The organism is Prolinoborus fasciculus, from assembly GCF_056724605.1.
Genome location: NZ_JBWZQN010000043.1, coordinates 1 through 17,208, shown reverse-complemented (window position 1 = coordinate 17,208; position 17,208 = coordinate 1). Strand labels below are relative to the sequence as shown.

The window sequence follows — 17,208 nt, the reverse complement described above, 5'->3', positions numbered from 1 at the left end:
ATATTGAGTCATTTTAAATTTCAGAAAAGGCCGAATATGAAGTCATCTGCCAAAGTAACCCCACCAAAACGTCCGTCACGTGTAGTTTCGAATAGTTTTGATTATTCTCTGGACTTTGCAAAGATTAATTTTCGTAAACGACCCGAGCTCTACCGGATTGGCCGTGGTGAACAAGGTGTATTACTGGTTGAGCCTTATAAATCGGAAATCCTGCCACACTGGCGCTTTGCAGATGAAGCAAAAGCCCAAGCCAGTAGCGAGAAAATCTATCAGCTTTTCTTGGACTATTTAAAACAAGGAGATTTTATTGGTGCTGACATGGCACGCAAGTTTTTACAGATGGGTTTTACCCGTGCCCGGCGTTATGCCAATCATAAAGGCGGCAAAAAGTATGACGGTCCGGTTCCGGAAGACAAAAAAGGTTTAAGTGGCGCGCATGGCCGTTCCGAGCTGCCACGCAATCAGGAAGATCCTGTTAAAGCCGCTGCTGCCAAAATTTTTAAACAGAAATGGGATGAAGCTAAAAATCATCCCGAATATCTTCAGCAAAAAAAGAAATTTCAGGAATTTATAGAGCAGCAGGCTGCAACTGGATAAATATCTTTCATTTAAACAGAGAGTGGCTGTGCGACTGGATTCAAGGACTGATGAGCCATATAGACTCTGTTACGCCCGTTGTTCTTCGCCATATACAAGGCAGAATCTGCCGCATTCAGGAAGCGCTGATAATCCGGATGTCCATTATAAAGCACACAACCAATACTGACCGTAAATTTAAACTGCTGGCCTTGTGCCGAATTAATCATGCCATTTTCAATATATTTACGAATACTTTCAGCAATATTGAGGGCACGTTTTTCATCAGTATCCACCAGTAACAGCAAAAACTCTTCACCACCGATCCGGAAAGCATAATCACTGCCCTGACTATATTTTTGCAATGCTTCGGCCAGAAATTTCAAGGCCAAATCACCTGCTGCATGTCCGAATTTATCATTGATACTTTTGAAATAATCGGCATCAATGGCAAGTAAAGACAAAGGCGTATGATTCTTACGGGAAAAAGTGATTTCACGTGAAATAATCGTATTCAAATAACGACGATTCAATAACTGGGTCAATGAATCATTACCTGATTCAATATATTCTGCCACCTGAAATAACTGGTCCACCAGCAGCTGAATTTCGCGGTTTAAGTCACGGATCTGCTGGATCAGTCCCAGCATATTGTTTTTATCCGTACAGTCCATGATCTCTTGATTAAGTTCATCGACTTGATAAATTCGTTCAATGATTAAATCGACCTGGTCAGAACCGGTAAAAGCATAAGAGGCTTTATGGATAAACCATAAACCAAACTCCGACTTGGACAGCATCGGATGATTCAATTTCTCATGCTCAGAAAAGACCTTGAACATGAGCTCATTTTCCCAGTCCAGCAATGAGCTACGCTGTTTATCTTTTTGTACGGCCACATCCTGCATCGCTGAAAAAACACGATAACTGTGTTTAATTTCCTGATTCATGGCTGTTTTGGCTTCATAAGATCGGCACATGACTTCTGTGGCAAATCCCATGATTTGGACAATATAACTGCAGGTGGTCAACATACTGTGGTGAGGATTCTCATCCAGCAGTTCAAACATTTTACGCTCAATTTCACGTACACCGCGCATGATCAGCCAGGACGGAATTCCGACACGCGCATGCACATGCCCCACCATCGCCTGTTTCTGCACGGCATCGGCATAGCGTTTATTAATTCCTACACTAAAGCTTTCAAGTAGCCAGGCATTTAAAGTGTCGCGCAAGCGCTGTTGAATCAAGTCATCAGAAAAGAATTCTGCAGATTCCTTTTCAATGAGCATGTTTTTATAGAATTCTTCCACCAGAATCAGGGAATGATCTTGAATAAAGTGAAAGGCATGCAATAAGTCATCAGATGAATAATTTTGACAGATCTGTTCCCATTGCTCGGCCAGTCTTGCCATGCATTCATTATTCATACTGTCTGTTCCCCAAAACCTTGCAATTTGCACTCACATTATGTGACAAATATAACAAATATCAGGTATTTTTCCTAAAATATCGACCAGATTATTTGCACCAAACCCAACTAATCTTTTTATACACGGGAAAACCGAACAGTAGCCTCACAGATACACAGCACTTTATGAATAGTGTTAATCAGTTTTGACTCAATCTTAAAAATACCGGATCAAACCAAGACTCCATTGATCCCAGTCTTTGGACTGTTGTTGCTGATATTCCCAAGACAGCCGAAGTGCATGTTGTGGATTGAATGCATATTGGAGTTCAGTATTCAGTTTCAGCTGCCAGCGATGCGAATCTTCCCAATAAGGCAGTTCCACCTGCACCAGACTGTTAATCTGATCGCTCCAGATATTCTGACAACCCACGGTGGGGCCTGCACCTACGCGCCAGCCTTGATCAAGTGCCTTGCCTGCCTGTAGCTGAGTTTGCATTTGTGCATAACATAGATGTTCACGGCTGGCATTTGCCCAGCTATAACCGCCCTGAGTTTTTAAGCTGGCGACGCCATGCTGCTCATCTTCACTAAACTGGCCATGCGCATCCAGTGCCTCCTGTTGCCAGCCCAGATTAAAACCCCAGGACAATGGCGTATTAAACGGATTGACCGGGTTATAGGAATTGACGGTAAATAGATCAAGCTGTTCCAGTTTGAGCTCACTGTCACGATATTGCAAAGCCCCATCTAGAAACAATAATTGTGTGCCTGTTCGAAAACCACCTTGCGGATCGATAAGATCATGATAGGCTTGCCGATGCCCTAGCTGGACAAAGGATTCACCCTGAACCTGTCCGGCCTGAAGACTGATATTGCGTGCATGATGGCTTTGTACCGGATCTATTTTTGGACGTTCAGGCGCTTTACGCTGTTTCTCGATATCCAGCTGGCTTCTTAAGCCTAATAACTTACGAAAACGTGGTTGAACAAAAGATTCATCGACTTTTTGTCGGAGAAAGTCCAGATATAAATGATCATAGGCCATTTCCAGAATTTTGGCCTGATCTTCTGCCGGATAAGGCTGCAAAATTGAAAGCATTACACCTGTTTCTGCATAAGCTAACTGATGCGCAGTTTTTGCCAGCGCTTTGCCATGCTGTCTGGATTGAGCCAGCAATTGAGTTTCAAGCGCTGGACGGTAAACTTTCTGTTTGATCAAACCCTGCTGTTCTACGACTTTCAGTGTTTCAATCGGAATCGCAGTCGAATTAAACTGTTTCTGTAGATTTAACTCGGGACGTACCAGATCAAATAGCCCCAGCAGGCGATAAGCACAATTATCATTGATAAAATAATAAGGGAAACTTACATTTTGCATTTCCCAGAGATGCTGTACCAAAAATCTGGTTTCTTGCGGGCTTAAGTTTAATTCATATTCCCACAAATCCCGGCTTTCAAAGTCACCATATTCTTTGACCTTGCGGTAATACGGCATCAGGGAATATTCACCCGGATATTGTCCGGTCAGCCCTTTCCAGGCAAAGGACCAGTTGTCATTGCCATCGACCGTCGCAGCATAGTTGACCGCATAAGAAATCAGATTGAGTTGTTGCTGGTCTTTAGGGTCCAGACGCAACAAGGTATGACCAAACATCGAGCTGGGATTACCCATAAAATCCGTGGCATAGATCAGGGTTGCCTGATAAGGCTTGACCTCGCCAATCCATTTATCCAAATCCGGGCAACTGACCGCAGGCAATTGTTGCTCGGAAATATTCAATTGCTGCATTAACCAGCTGCTGCGTGCAGGAAACTTACAGCGGACGGACTGATTCGGCTCTGCGCTCAGGAATAAAGCCTGAATGTTATGCTGCATTTCTTTTTTTAGATCAGTTTTTCCCTGCTCTGCCAGGAAATAGCCCGAATAGTTAACCTCGCTATGACCTTGGGGATTGGCATACATGAGACGTTGCCAGGTAGTGCTCTGATCCAGATGCTGAGTTTCGGCCTGAGCGATATAATGCTGGATGTCTGGATTAATTTCGCTAGAAAAACTTAAAGGGCTGAATGTCAGGCCCAACATGAAGAACGCATATTTCATTCAGTTAACTTATTCTCATCAATTTCTTTTAGTCATAAGAAAACCCTGCCAGAACAGCAGGGTTTTTAGGGTGCGGATCAGATGTAGGATTTCAATACTTCATCTTTGGCCATCACAGTTTGTAAGGTGCTTAAAACTTGTAATGTATTCTGGTTTTCTTCGGAATAAATTTCAGAGAAATTCTGCTTGGAAACGCTAAAGAAACGAGCTTTATCTTCAGATTTAATATTCAAAAGTTCAGCCATAACATTCAGGCTTTCACCCTCTCCAACTGCCATATCACGCGCCAATGTTTCAGCGTTTTCATTGGTAAAGGTCACCACTTGAGCGGTTACGGTACCGCCCTGGCTACAACCTAAAGTACCAAAAGTGATCCCGAGCCACTGATTCGTAAACAGAATGTTGGTCGTACCTGCAAAGAGTTTAGGAATAATACCAGACTGACCCGCCCACACCTGGCTTCCGATACCACAACCGACATCTCGGTCAGCCATCGCCATGCTTGAACCAGTCGCCAATACCGCCGCCAGCATAATTTTTTTCAACATAGTTATTCTCCAATTATTCTCATGCAATCTTTGTTATTACTCTAATAATGTAATTTAAATTACATACTCAGCAGAGTAGCGACAAGTCAAGTTTGGCGCAATTGAAAAAATGTATGCTTTACATAAACATAACCTGATTGATTTTACTGTTCCTTGAGCGCCCAATCGCCTTGTGAATTACGCTGTCCCAAGATTTTCAGTACTAACACCAGACTCAGCAATAACAACAAATACCAGGAGCCCAGTTTGCCCCATCCCACCATATGCCATTGCTCAATCTGGCTTGGATAGAGCCAGATCTGGTAAAAGGTACTGATGTTCTCGGCAATCCAGATAATAAACGCCAGAATCAGCAGTACGGGTAACATCGGCAACTGAAAAGTATGCCGATTCAGCTGAAAGCGAATTCTGGTTTTCCAGAACATCAGCACGCTCCAGACAAATAAAATCACCCGATAATCGGGAATAAAAAACTTGCTCATAAAGTTGATATAAGACAAGACAGCCAATGTCAGCATATGGCTAAAACGCGGCAGTTTTTCAAATGAAACCTGATATAGACGTAAAGAGCGCGCAAAAAAACTGCCGACCGCAGAATACATAAAACCGGCAAATAAAGGCACGGTCAGGATTTTAAATATTGCGGGTTGAGGGTAATGCCAGGAAGCAATTGCCGGATGGGTCAGGAAGATTTCCATCACCATGGCCATGAGATGAAATAACGCAATCACTTTGGCTTCAGCCCAGGATTCCAGTTTGGTATAGAGCAATATCACCTGAATCAGCAAAGCAAAAAAAAGCAGATAGTCATACCGGTAAAAACCAAAGAAGAGATCGCTGCCCATAGAAGCAGTCAGCGCAAAAGCGAGCAGGAGTAAAATCCCAAATAAGGCAGCCGAAGCTGCCTTATAAGTAAATTCAAACCCTGATTTGAATAGATCGATCAAGGTTTACATCCTAAAGATATTTGGCACTATACTCATGTACGGTATCAATAAATGCTTTTGGATTCGCCGGATCAACCCACTGGGTAATACCATGACCTAAATTGGCAACATAACCGGTTTTCTCGCCATTGGCATAGGCATCATCCAGCATGGCTTTTGTCGCTTTAATGATGGTGTCTGATGAACCATATAAAGTTGCAGGATCCAGGTTACCCTGAAGTGCTGCACGACCAGCAACCGTTTGACGAGCGACATTCAATGGCGTGGTCCAGTCCAGACCAAATGCATCTGCGCCTGTCGTAATCATCGGTTCCAACCATTGACCGCCACCTTTGGTAAACAGAATTACCGGAATCTTGCGGCCGTCTTTCTCACGTTGCAAACCAGCGACAATCTTCTGCATATAGTTCAGCGAGAACTCGATATATTCACGATGTGCTAATGCCCCACCCCAACTATCAAAGATCTGTACCGCTTGTGCACCCGCATAGATCTGCGCATTCAAATATTCAGTCACTGCATCAGCCAGACGATCCAGTAAAGCATGCAAAACTTCAGGCTGCGCATACATCATCTGTTTGGTAAAACGGAAATCCTTGCTTGAACCGCCTTCGACCATATACGTTGCCAGAGTCCATGGACTGCCCGAGAAACCAATCAGAGGAACCTGACCGCCCAAGGCTGAACGAATGGTCGAAACGGCATTCATCACATAATCCAGATCCGACTTGGCATTAAATGCAGGCAGATTGGCGACATCCTGTTCGGTACGGATGGTCTTGTGAAATTTCGGGCCTTCACCGGCTTCAAAATACAGCCCCAGTCCCAAAGCATCCGGAACCGTCAAGATATCCGAGAATAAAATCGCGGCATCAAGATCATAACGGCGTAAAGGCTGCAAAGTTACTTCACAGGCCAGTTCAGTATTCTTGCAAAGCGAAAGGAAATCTCCTGCCTTGGTACGCGTTTCGCGGTACTCAGGCAAATAACGGCCAGCCTGACGCATCATCCATACTGGCGTAGCATCTACAGGCTCACGCAACAATGCGCGCAGAAAACGATCATTTTTTAAGGTCGTCATTCACATTCCCATCTTTCTTTGACATTGCCAACATCATAGCAAAAAGGCCGCAGTTTTAATAACTTCTGGCAACTTTAAAAACCGATCGGATTGAACGGCAACCTAGTGATTTACACAAAACAACTACTGCATCTCCACATTTTTTCTGTAATACTTATAGTGTTTTTTCACATAGTTAAAGAAATAATTCTTAAGGTTGAGTTACATGTTCGTTCGCACAATGCTCGCTGTGAGTCTAGGTTGCATTTTCGCAGGTCAAGTTTTTGCCGCGTCTACTGCTGAACAACCATTAAAACCCCAAGTGGTGACTGATGTTGCAGTGCAAGATCCGATTGATCCATTAGCAACTGAAGCTTCAGCGGCCCAAGCAGCACCTGCAGAAGCGCAAATTACTGCACAAGAACAACAAGACTTAAAACAGGCATCTGAAGCGCTGAATGAGCTACAGGATACCGAAGATCAGACTGCCTCTGTTGGCGCAGCACCAAATACCAAAGCACCGACTAACTCTGCGATGACCAAAGCTTCTTGGACTTTAGACGGTTTAAACAATGCCCAATGGTATGAAAATATCGGTGCAGGTCAATTCCCAGTTTACGCACGTGCGCATGTCATGCTGAATAATGCCCATGCATCACCAGGTGCGATTGACGGAACCAGCGGTAAAAATACACTAAAAGCCATTGCATCTTTCCAGCAAATGAATGGCATTAAACCGACAGGTGTTTTGACTCAGGAAACCTGGGATAAACTAGTTGCACGTCAGGGTTCTAAGCCAGCCTTTGTTGAATACACCATTACTGAAAAAGATCTGGCAGGCCCATTTGCCAAGTCTATTCCTTCAGATTATGCGTTACAGGCGAAAATGAAAGGCTTGTACTACACACGTGTCAGTGAAATGTTGAGCGAAAAATTCCATATGGATGAGAATTTCTTAAAGAAACTCAATCCAAATGCTAACTTTAATAAAGTTGGGGAAAAATTACTGGTCAGTAATGTACGTAATGACTTGCCTGAAGGTATTCACTTGATTGTTGCACATAAAGGTGCGAAACAACTGTACTTATTTAACAGTAAAAATCAAATGATCGCGTCATTCCCTGCCACCATTGGTAGTGCGGATACACCATCTCCGACCGGAACCTATAAAGTAACAGGTGTTGCACCAAACCCTTGGTACAGCTATTCACCGTCTAACTTTGTACAAGGTAAAAACTTAAAACCACTATCTTTACCACCGGGTCCTAACGGTCCTGTCGGGAATATCTGGATTGGTTTAAGCAAGAAATCATTTGGTATTCACGGAACACCAAACCCGTCTACCATTTCGAAAACAGCGTCACATGGTTGTATTCGTTTGACTAACTGGGATGCCAATGATCTTGGCCGTAAAGTCAAATCTGGGGTAACGGTTCGTTTCTTAGAATGATGATCGGTCTGCCGATTTGAATAAAAATAGCCTGCTTTTGAGCGGGCTTTTTTATTCCTTATGTTTACTTTCAGCTCTTTCGTTGCAAAAATGCAATGATCTGTCGCCTATTTGAGATTTTTCCAGTTATAAAACGACAGTATGATGATCTCAAGTTAAAAATAATGTCGAGATAAAATCATGAATGCTTTTCTACATCCTAGCGAAAATCGTGGTCATGTAAAAATGGGCTGGCTGGAGTCTAAACACAGTTTCTCATTTGGTAACTGGTATAACCCAAAGTATATGGGTGTCAGCGCTTTACGTGTCATTAATGATGACCTGATTGATGGACATCAGGGTTTTGGAACGCATCCACATGATAATATGGAAATCCTGACCTGTGTGCTGAAAGGAACCATTACCCATCAGGACAGCATGGGCAATCATGGCGGAATCGCTGCGGGTGAATGGCAACTGATGAGTGCAGGAACAGGTGTGCGGCACAGTGAAATGAACCAAGGCGACGAACAGGTCCATTTACTGCAAATCTGGATTATTCCAAATGAACGTGATGCCAAGCCGAACTATCAGCAAATCCGTCTTGACCCGCATGAGCAACCGAACCAGTGGCATTTGATTTGTGGTCCGAATGACAATGCACCGATGCATATTCGTCAGAATGCCGAAGTCAAAACTGCGGTGATTCAGCAAGGCCAAAGTCTGGAAGTGAAAGCGACCCAGCATATTAATTATGTACATGTTGTTTCTGGCACTGTCCAGATCGCTGAACATACAGTTGAAGCTGGCGGCGCAATTGCTTTTCTAGATGATACAGAAATTAAAGCAAGCGAAGATGCGCAAGTGATCTGGTTTGATTTGCCGGAAGTACCCAACTAAGCTTTTAAAGCTCTCAGCTCTAATGGCTATTGATCCCAGTGATTAATAGCCATTTTTTATACGTATAATCATGAATAAAAAATAATAGTTCGCAAAATCATAATAAGGCTGCTTAACCAATAAAATTATGCCTACGACCTATACAAATCCAACCAATTCTCATCACATTTTTACCTAAGCAATGCATTATTTAGGTGAATATAAACTGATCCCTTTCCATGGAATCCAGTGCTGTATAGCTTTGATCATTCACGACTGGTTTGATATTGTCTTTTGCAGGCATAAAGTGAATTAATCTTTTCATGTAGGTTAAATAAATAGAAGAGCATATCCGTATGAACCAAATTTTAGAGATTCAAAGCAGCCCGCAGCAAGCTTTGCTTTATTTATTAGCCTTTTTAAAACAACAAGATTATCAGTTTACGACCATTACACCGCTTTCCCACCAGCGAATTCTGAATCGAAAAAAGAATGAAATTTATAAGCACAGAACCCATCAGGATATCTTTGGCTGGAATCTAAACTTTAAAAAAACTGATCTTGATTCTGCCCTTTTTACATTATTGCAAGAACATCAGCTTCTACAGGTTCAGGAAGATCAATACTTCAGTCAGGTTCGGGTTTCTTCACTCGATGGCGAACTCTTTATTCATTCAGCTTTTCCCACCACTCAGCAGGATGCGGTATTTTTTGGTCCGGATACTTACCGCTTTGTCTATCATCTTAAGCAATATCTAGCTGCTCAGCCTCGCCCTTTTAAACGGGTCGTGGAAATGTGTTGTGGCACTTCAGCAGCCGCGATCAGCATTGCCAGACATTTTCCAGATGTGAATGAAATGATGGTTGCAGACCTGAATCCCAAAGCCTTGCTCTATAGCCAGATTAATATCAGTTTTGCCGGCTTAAACCATATTCATCCGGTTCAAAGTAATTTATTTTCCAATCTTGATGGAAAATTTGATCTGATTTTTGCTAATCCACCGTATTTAATTGATCCCGAACAACGTCAATATCGTCATGGCGGTAATGCGCTGGATGGCTGTGATTTATCATTCAGGATTATAAAAGAAGGTCTACAGCGCCTGAATTCTGGCGGACATTTATTTCTATATACCGGTGTGACCGTGACTGAACATGGCAATCTGTTTTTGCAGCATCTTAAAGATTTGATGAAACAGCATCAAAATATAATCTGGTCCTATGAAGAAATTGACCCGGATATTTTTGGTGAAGAACTGGAACAACCAGCTTACCAACATGTGGAAAGAATTGCGTTGGCATTAATCAAAATTGAAGTAGGCAATTAAAGAATATTTATTAATTATGGAATTTTAAAATTTTGACTTTGTTCGCTATCAGCTTATTTTAAATCATTTTATTAAAATCATAGAAATAAAAAAACCCCAATCTTTCGACTGGGGTTTTTAAAATTTGGCGGAAGCGGTGAGATTCGAACTCACGGAGGACTCACACCCTCGTCGGTTTTCAAGACCGGTGCATTAAACCGCTCTGCCACGCTTCCATGGGCGCAATAATACGGAGCTTTTGTCCGGCTGACAAGTGAAAATTACAGTGAATGCAATCAACTGCATATAGTTTCATCAAATCCTTACAGTTTAGCTGCTAATTCCGCTCCCTCACGAATGGCGCGCTTGGCATCGAGTTCAGCAGCCAGTTTTGCACCGCCAATAATATGATACTGCGCCAAGGTATTTTCCCCAGCACTCGGCATCAGGTCTTTTACCGATTCCTGACCTGCACATACCACAATGGTATCCACACGCAATAATTGAGCATGGCCATCTACCTCAATCCATAAGCCTTCATCCGTGACAGATTTATATTGCACACCGCGCAACATCCGCACGGCATGTTTTTTTAACTGGGCACGATGTACCCAGCCTGAAGTCTTGCCTAGTCCTGCGCCAAGCGGTGTCTTTTTACGTTGTAATAGATAAATTTCCCGTACTGGAGGTTCTACTTCAGCACGCTGTAACCCGCCTTCAGTCACATAATCTGGATGAGAATCTACACCCCATTCACGCTTCCACTCATCCACAGGTTGCGGCTGTATTTGATGCGGTGGCTTTAATAAAAACTCGGACACATCAAAACCGATCCCGCCTGCGCCAATGACCGCAACACGATCACCGACAGGTGCGCCACGTAGCACTTCTGCATAAGATAATACTTGTGGTGCCTGACTGCCTTCGATATTCAAGGCACGCGGCACAACCCCTGTAGCCACAATCACCTCATCAAAACCCTCACGCTCCAACTGCTCGCGGTTGACTCGGGTATTGAGACGCAGATCAACTCCGGTTTTTTCTAGCTGCACTTTAAAATAACGAATCGTTTCGTGAAATTCTTCTTTCCCCGGAATCACTTTAGCCAGATTGAACTGCCCGCCTACTTCATGACTGGCCTCAAACAAAGTGACATCATGCCCGCGACTGGCTGCGACAGTAGCCGCTGACAGACCTGCAACACCACCACCAATCACTGCAATACTTTTCGGTTTTTTGGTTTTGACATAGACCAGTTCGGTCTCATAAGCGGCACGCGGATTGACCAGACAGGTTGCGCGCTGATTTTTAAAGGTATGATCCAAGCAAGCCTGATTACAGGCGATACAGGTATTGATTTCATCAACACGATTGGTTGCAGTTTTGTTGACCCAGAACGCATCTGCCAAAAGTGGACGTGCCATCTGTACCATATCTGCCTGACCAGAGGCCAGAATCGCCTCGGCAGTGTCTGGCATATTGATCCGGTTAGAGGCAATCACCGGCACCGAAACATGTTTCTTAACTTCAGAAGTGTAATCGACAAAAGCAGCTCGAGGCACGGAAGTCACAATAGTTGGAATACGTGCTTCATGCCAGCCAATCCCGGTATTGAGCAAAGTAATTCCTGCCTTTTCCAAAGCTTTAGCTACGGTAATCACTTCCTGCATGGTATTGCCATCATGTACCAAATCGAGAAGTGACAAACGGAAACAGATAATAAATTTCTCACCAATTTCAGCGCGAATCGCTTTAACAATTTCTACGGCAAAACGCATCCGGTTTTCAATCGGGCCGCCCCAACGGTCAATACGCTGATTGACATGACGACTTAAAAACTGATTCAGCAAATAGCCTTCAGAACCCATGATTTCCACGCCATCATAGCCAGCCTTTTTGGCAATGATGGCAGTTTTCACATAATCCTGAATGGTATTCAGGATCTGTTTATCTGACATTTCACGCGGTTTAAAAGGAGAAATTGGTGATTTGATCGGGCTGGCCGAAACCACAAAAGGCTGATAGCCATAACGTCCGGCATGCAGAATCTGTAAAAGAATTTTAGCACCATGCTTATGCACTGCATGTGTCACCAGACGATGTGGTGCAATATCGCCCAAGGTATTCATGGTACCGCCCGCCGGCAACAGCCAGCCTTGACGGTTTGGCGATATTCCACCTGTAATCAGCAGACCCACACCACCCTTTGCACGTTCGCCAAAATAAGCTGCCAGTTTAGGATAATTATAAAAGCGATCTTCCAGACCAGTATGCATCGATCCCATTACCACCCGGTTTTTAATGGTGGTGAAACCCAGATGAAGTGGTTTTAAAATATTGGCATAGCGCGTCGTAGTCATAACATATCCCTGATTTTTATTTGGCTAATAGCTTAAATCTTATAAAGGTACTTTAACTGATTTTTAGGGGCTTTTTATGACTATCAGGTCTGCATTCTCAGGCACAAATACCAATTGGTGGCATATTTATATCGAACCTTCGCAATTAAATTATTGCTGCCATTGCCTTGCACTGGATTTCCATAATGCAATCGCACCCAATACTGTCCCAATCGGAAAACTGAACAGCATGAGGATTGCCATCACTCTGGATAAAGTCCGTCCTGAACCATTGCCCTGCTTCACCTTGATACTGGCCTGTATATTAAAAAACATCAGCAAGCCTAAAAGCAGCAGCACCACACCTAAACTCAGCATGGAAATACTGGATTGCTGATATTCAAGATATAAAAACAGCACTGTACTAAAACCAATCAGGCCGGCATAAATCCCATATAACAGTGCCAGCGTTTCATTCTTAGCTTTAGGATTTAAATTAGGTAAAGGTGGAATGCGAGTCGCCATGCTTTTATTCCTGTTTTATCTGATTTTTAACTTTATTCGGCTGAATATAACCAATTTCTTCCGTTTTCAGCAGGATTCTGGTGAAAATCGTGCGATTTATGATTATTTAAGCCTATTGAATAGAGATTTTAAAACGAGTTTTTCTTTTCTAAAGCAAACCTAAATAAATTAATGATACAATTGATGCAATATGTATTTTTTCAGGCCACCAATTCTGGCGTGCCTATTTCATATCATTAGGATGAACAATGTCTGATAATGCAACTATCTTGCAGAATGTCCCAGTAGGTAAAAAAGTTGGTATTGCCTTCTCTGGTGGTCTAGATACTTCTGCTGCTCTTTTGTGGATGAAACAAAAAGGCGCTGAACCTTATGCTTACACAGCTAACTTGGGTCAGCCAGACGAAGACGATTACGATGCGATTCCAAAAAAAGCTGAAGCTTATGGCGCAGTAAAAGCACGTTTAATCGACTGCCGTTTACAGCTTGCATTAGAAGGTATTGCTGCAATTCAATGTGGCGCGTTCCATATTTCTACAGGTGGTATGCCTTATTTCAACACGACGCCATTGGGTCGTGCAGTAACTGGCACCATGCTGGTAACTGCCATGAAAGAAGATGATGTTAACATCTGGGGTGACGGTTCGACTTATAAAGGCAACGACATTGAACGTTTCTACCGTTATGGCTTGTTGACCAATCCTGCGCTTAAAATTTACAAGCCTTGGTTAGACCAAACTTTCATTGACGAGCTGGGCGGCCGTGCGGAAATGTCACAGTTCCTGATCGACAATGGCTTTGACTATAAAATGTCAAAAGAAAAAGCCTATTCAACTGACTCAAACATGCTGGGTGCGACACACGAAGCCAAAGATCTTGAATACCTGAATGCAGGCATCAAAATCGTTGAGCCAATCATGGGCGTTGCATTCTGGAAAGATGACGTAGAAGTAAAAGCTGAAGAAGTATCGATTACTTTTGAAGAAGGCTTCCCGGTTGCCATCAACGGTCAACGCATTGAAGATCCAGTTGAGTTCATTCTTGAAGCGAACCGCATCGGTGGCCGTCACGGTCTAGGTATGTCGGATCAAATCGAAAACCGGATCATCGAAGCGAAATCTCGCGGTATCTATGAAGCTCCGGGTATGGCGCTGCTTCACATTGCTTATGAGCGTCTGGTAACGGGTATTCATAACGAAGATACGATTGAACAATACCGCATTAACGGTTTACGTTTAGGTCGTTTGCTGTACCAAGGTCGCTGGTTCGATTCTCAAGCGCTTATGCTACGTGAAACTGCACAGCGTTGGGTCGCTAAAGCAGTTACCGGTACTGTAACGATCGAACTGCGTCGTGGTAATGACTACACCATTATGAATACTGAATCTCCGAACCTCACTTATGAAGCTGAGCGTTTGACTATGGAGAAAGGTGATTCTATGTTCTCGCCGATGGATCGTATCGGTCAGTTGACCATGCGTAACCTCGACATCACGGATACTCGTGCTAAACTGGGCATCTATACAGAGACTGGTTTACTCGCAGTTGGTTCAGCATCTGCAGTGCCACAACTGAAAGACAAAAACTAAGTTTTAGTCATTTAAGTTGCATAAAAAACCGCTCCTGATGAGCGGTTTTTTATTGATGATTGTTCTATTCATTACGCCAATCTCAACTTAAAATAAGATTTTCGAATTGAATTGGTGAATGACCAAGCTTTTTATTTAGCACCACACAAATTGTATGCGACAGAATTTTACGAGTTATGCGGTGGGTTAAATGCCATAGATCTTTTGCCCTCACTTTCTGAATGTGAAAGCGATCTGTTAATTGACCAATCACTGTTTCAATCTTTCTTCTGGCTTTCATCAGTATTTGCAGTGTCTCTTTAGGTCTGAAATCTATCATGTTTTTTCTAAAGGGTGTTTGTAAATCAATACCCTGATATTCATAATATCGTTTCAATTCTGGTCTTAAATAGCCCTTATCTGCTCCCAGTAAACCGTAAATATCATTCGTAATTTCAGGTGCAACATCTCGCTCATCACAATGAGCAGGTGCAAAGGTATAACCCGAAATCATGCCTGAAAGATTAATGACGATATGAGCTTTGAAACCATAATATTTTTCTTGTTTTGCAGCACAATAACTAAAACCTGCGTATTCTTTAAAGTTTTTATGCTTTCTAGCTCTGGTATAACTACAGACAGGGAGTGGGAAGCCATCAATAAAGTGAATGTTATCTGAACCATAACGCTGAATGAGCTGTGCCATAATGGATTGACTGACATGCCACAGGTTTGCACAATGTTTACAGAAATTGGGATAAGATCCTAATTTTGGAAACCATTCTAACCAATTGTTTTTGAAATACATCCAAATATTTTTGTCTGTATCTAAACCAAGAAATTCACCTACTATTTGCATAGTGATGATTTCTGCATCAGTAACAGCAGGCGGAAAACCACGAGTTCTCAGGGGCTGAGTAACAACAATGGGATAAAGTTCTTCTATGATTACATAGACAAAAATGATAAATTCTTCAATGGACATAACTTTGCTTTAATTTCTTGGTGGAAACTAAAATAGGGTTATGTCCTTTTTCTTTCAATCACTTAAAAAGTTGAGATTGGGGTATTCATTTTAAAAATATCTAGCCATTTGCAATATCTGAATTCACTGAACGAATGGACTGATAATAAATCTGATTGCGTCCAAGCTGTTTGGCGCGGTATAGCGCCTGATCCGCGATTCCCAATAAGGCGTCTTTATCAATATCATCTTCACCACGATAGACGGTAATGCCTAAACTGATGGTGATATATTTCGCAACCGAGGATTTTTCATGTGGAATTTCCAGACGGTCAATCGCCTTAAAAATATTTGAAGCCACTGCATAAGCACCATGTGCATCTGTTTCTGGCAAGAGCACTACAAACTCCTCCCCACCATAACGTGCGACAAAGTCCATATGACGGATCGCATTTTTGATGGTTTTGGCAATAGTCGAAATGACGTCATCACCTTTCTGATGCCCATAAAAATCGTTGTAATTTTTAAAGAAATCTACATCGATAAACAGAATCGCTAATGCCGTTTCTTCACGGCGTGCACTTTCGAAATGCACTTGCAGCGTCTCATCAAAAGTCCGTCGATTGGAAATTTTGGTCAGTTCATCGTACTGACTCAAATGTAATAATTCGTTGGTATGAATACGCTGGATCTGCTCACTGATTCTGGCGCGAATGCTATAGAGAAAAATCACACGTTCACGGGCAAAAATCATATGGCTAATCACATAACCCAGCAAGCAACTTCCAATTAAAATCCGGCCAAAAACCATAGGATTAAATTCAACTGAAAGGCTAAACAATACAAGAATAGTAGTTGCCGCAGCGAGTAATCCGGTGACCAGCATCTGAATCGGCTTAATACCGGTCAGAACATAACCCAGGATATATACGATCGTGACTATCGCCATGGATTGATGCTGCAAGGCATCAGTTTTAATCGACATGGTGATACATGAAATTGACACCTGTACCCAGAATACCAACAGCATCGAAGCCTGAGGAAAAAAGCGCTTGATCTTGGGTAAGCACGAGAACATATAAAAGATAATTAGCGACACGCCGCCATTGAGCAAGCCCAACATACACAGGACAAAATCATGTACGAAATATTCTTTGCTGATGCTCCAGTAATCTGTGGGAATCATCACCACCAAAAAAAGGAAATAGGCTAGTACTCCAGCCCACACATATTTTTCGACATGTTTGCGGGCGCGTTCCAGATTTTTGGTCCAGAATTCTTGTTCCAGATTTTGAGGGAAGACCGGGCCTACACGCTGGCTTTGCCGTGTAATCAGTTGTTCTATGTCTTCTTTATCATCTTGCAATTTCGCTAGATTGTACTTGTATTCCATTGCCAAGTATTTATGTAATTTTTTTATTAATTAGGACTTACGCACTGTTATTTATAGACTCTCTGTGGTAGCAGATGATTTTTATCGAGAATAAAGTCATCAATGAAGTTTTTGATAATTGGTCTAAATAATTTCTTCTGCCAACGATATACATTTTC

14 protein-coding genes, 1 tRNA gene and 1 pseudogene are annotated in these 17,208 nt (G+C 42.6%); 5 read left to right on the top strand and 11 right to left on the bottom strand.

Translation table 11 applies throughout. From position 1 onward, the window contains the following. The first annotated feature begins 36 nt into the window (after positions 1-36). Positions 37-597 (top strand): DUF4385 domain-containing protein, encoded by a 561-nt coding sequence (locus tag AC1P5O_RS10950; protein WP_004646395.1) that lies wholly within the window; start codon positions 37-39, stop codon positions 595-597. Between the two features lie 11 nt (positions 598-608). On the opposite strand, the gene AC1P5O_RS10945 is transcribed toward AC1P5O_RS10950, so the two are convergent. The 5 genes from AC1P5O_RS10945 to hemE form a co-directional block, all read right to left on the bottom strand. After that, positions 609-2,006: a diguanylate cyclase gene (locus tag AC1P5O_RS10945; protein WP_348942230.1), complete on the bottom strand. Its 1,398-nt coding sequence runs from the start codon at positions 2,004-2,006 to the stop codon at positions 609-611. Positions 2,007-2,204: 198 nt separating this feature from the next. Continuing rightward, entirely contained in the window at positions 2,205-4,091 is a 1,887-nt protein-coding gene (locus AC1P5O_RS10940; RefSeq protein WP_219309788.1) for an Lnb N-terminal periplasmic domain-containing protein, read from the bottom strand. 77 nt (positions 4,092-4,168) lie between these two features. After that, positions 4,169-4,639, bottom strand: coding sequence for a DUF3015 family protein (locus tag AC1P5O_RS10935; RefSeq protein ID WP_348942232.1), 471 nt, complete (start codon positions 4,637-4,639; stop codon positions 4,169-4,171). A 143-nt stretch (positions 4,640-4,782) separates the two neighbouring features. Next, positions 4,783-5,586: a DUF817 family protein gene (locus AC1P5O_RS10930; protein ID WP_004646389.1), complete on the bottom strand. Its 804-nt coding sequence runs from the start codon at positions 5,584-5,586 to the stop codon at positions 4,783-4,785. Between the two features lie 10 nt (positions 5,587-5,596). Beyond that, entirely contained in the window at positions 5,597-6,667 is a 1,071-nt protein-coding gene (gene hemE / locus AC1P5O_RS10925; RefSeq protein ID WP_004646388.1) for a uroporphyrinogen decarboxylase, read from the bottom strand. Between the two features lie 205 nt (positions 6,668-6,872). Here hemE and AC1P5O_RS10920 point away from each other — a divergent pair, with 205 nt between their 5' ends. From AC1P5O_RS10920 to AC1P5O_RS10910, 3 genes are all read left to right on the top strand, one after another. Continuing rightward, positions 6,873-8,096, top strand: a complete 1,224-nt coding sequence (locus tag AC1P5O_RS10920; RefSeq protein WP_004646387.1) for a L,D-transpeptidase family protein — start codon at positions 6,873-6,875, stop codon at positions 8,094-8,096. Between the two features lie 180 nt (positions 8,097-8,276). Further along, positions 8,277-8,975, top strand: a complete 699-nt coding sequence (locus AC1P5O_RS10915) for a pirin family protein (RefSeq protein WP_114541932.1) — start codon at positions 8,277-8,279, stop codon at positions 8,973-8,975. Between the two features lie 335 nt (positions 8,976-9,310). Further along, entirely contained in the window at positions 9,311-10,282 is a 972-nt protein-coding gene (locus tag AC1P5O_RS10910) for a methyltransferase (protein WP_348942234.1), read from the top strand. Between the two features lie 125 nt (positions 10,283-10,407). On the opposite strand, the gene AC1P5O_RS10905 is transcribed toward AC1P5O_RS10910, so the two are convergent. The 3 genes from AC1P5O_RS10905 to AC1P5O_RS10895 form a co-directional block, all read right to left on the bottom strand. Further along, positions 10,408-10,497 (bottom strand) — tRNA-Ser (locus AC1P5O_RS10905). Between the two features lie 87 nt (positions 10,498-10,584). Then, on the bottom strand, positions 10,585-12,621 hold the full coding sequence (locus AC1P5O_RS10900) for an FAD-dependent oxidoreductase (RefSeq protein ID WP_004279566.1): 2,037 nt from the start codon (positions 12,619-12,621) through the stop codon (positions 10,585-10,587). Positions 12,622-12,771: 150 nt separating this feature from the next. Continuing rightward, the gene (locus AC1P5O_RS10895; protein WP_348942235.1) at positions 12,772-13,125 is read right to left on the bottom strand and encodes a hypothetical protein; all 354 of its coding nucleotides are present in this window, start codon (positions 13,123-13,125) and stop codon (positions 12,772-12,774) included. Positions 13,126-13,373: 248 nt separating this feature from the next. Here AC1P5O_RS10895 and argG point away from each other — a divergent pair, with 248 nt between their 5' ends. Next, positions 13,374-14,714, top strand: coding sequence for an argininosuccinate synthase (argG, locus tag AC1P5O_RS10890; protein WP_004279561.1), 1,341 nt, complete (start codon positions 13,374-13,376; stop codon positions 14,712-14,714). A gap of 82 nt (positions 14,715-14,796) precedes the next feature. On the opposite strand, the gene AC1P5O_RS10885 is transcribed toward argG, so the two are convergent. From AC1P5O_RS10885 to AC1P5O_RS10875, 3 genes and pseudogenes are all read right to left on the bottom strand, one after another. Then, complete coding sequence (locus tag AC1P5O_RS10885) at positions 14,797-15,678, bottom strand: IS982-like element ISAba9 family transposase (RefSeq protein ID WP_004282326.1); 882 nt, start codon at positions 15,676-15,678, stop codon at positions 14,797-14,799. Between the two features lie 100 nt (positions 15,679-15,778). Beyond that, the gene (locus AC1P5O_RS10880; protein WP_348942362.1) at positions 15,779-17,050 is read right to left on the bottom strand and encodes a GGDEF domain-containing protein; all 1,272 of its coding nucleotides are present in this window, start codon (positions 17,048-17,050) and stop codon (positions 15,779-15,781) included. Positions 17,051-17,097: 47 nt separating this feature from the next. Beyond that, a pseudogene (locus AC1P5O_RS10875) lies at positions 17,098-17,208 on the bottom strand (IS701 family transposase); the annotation flags it as partial.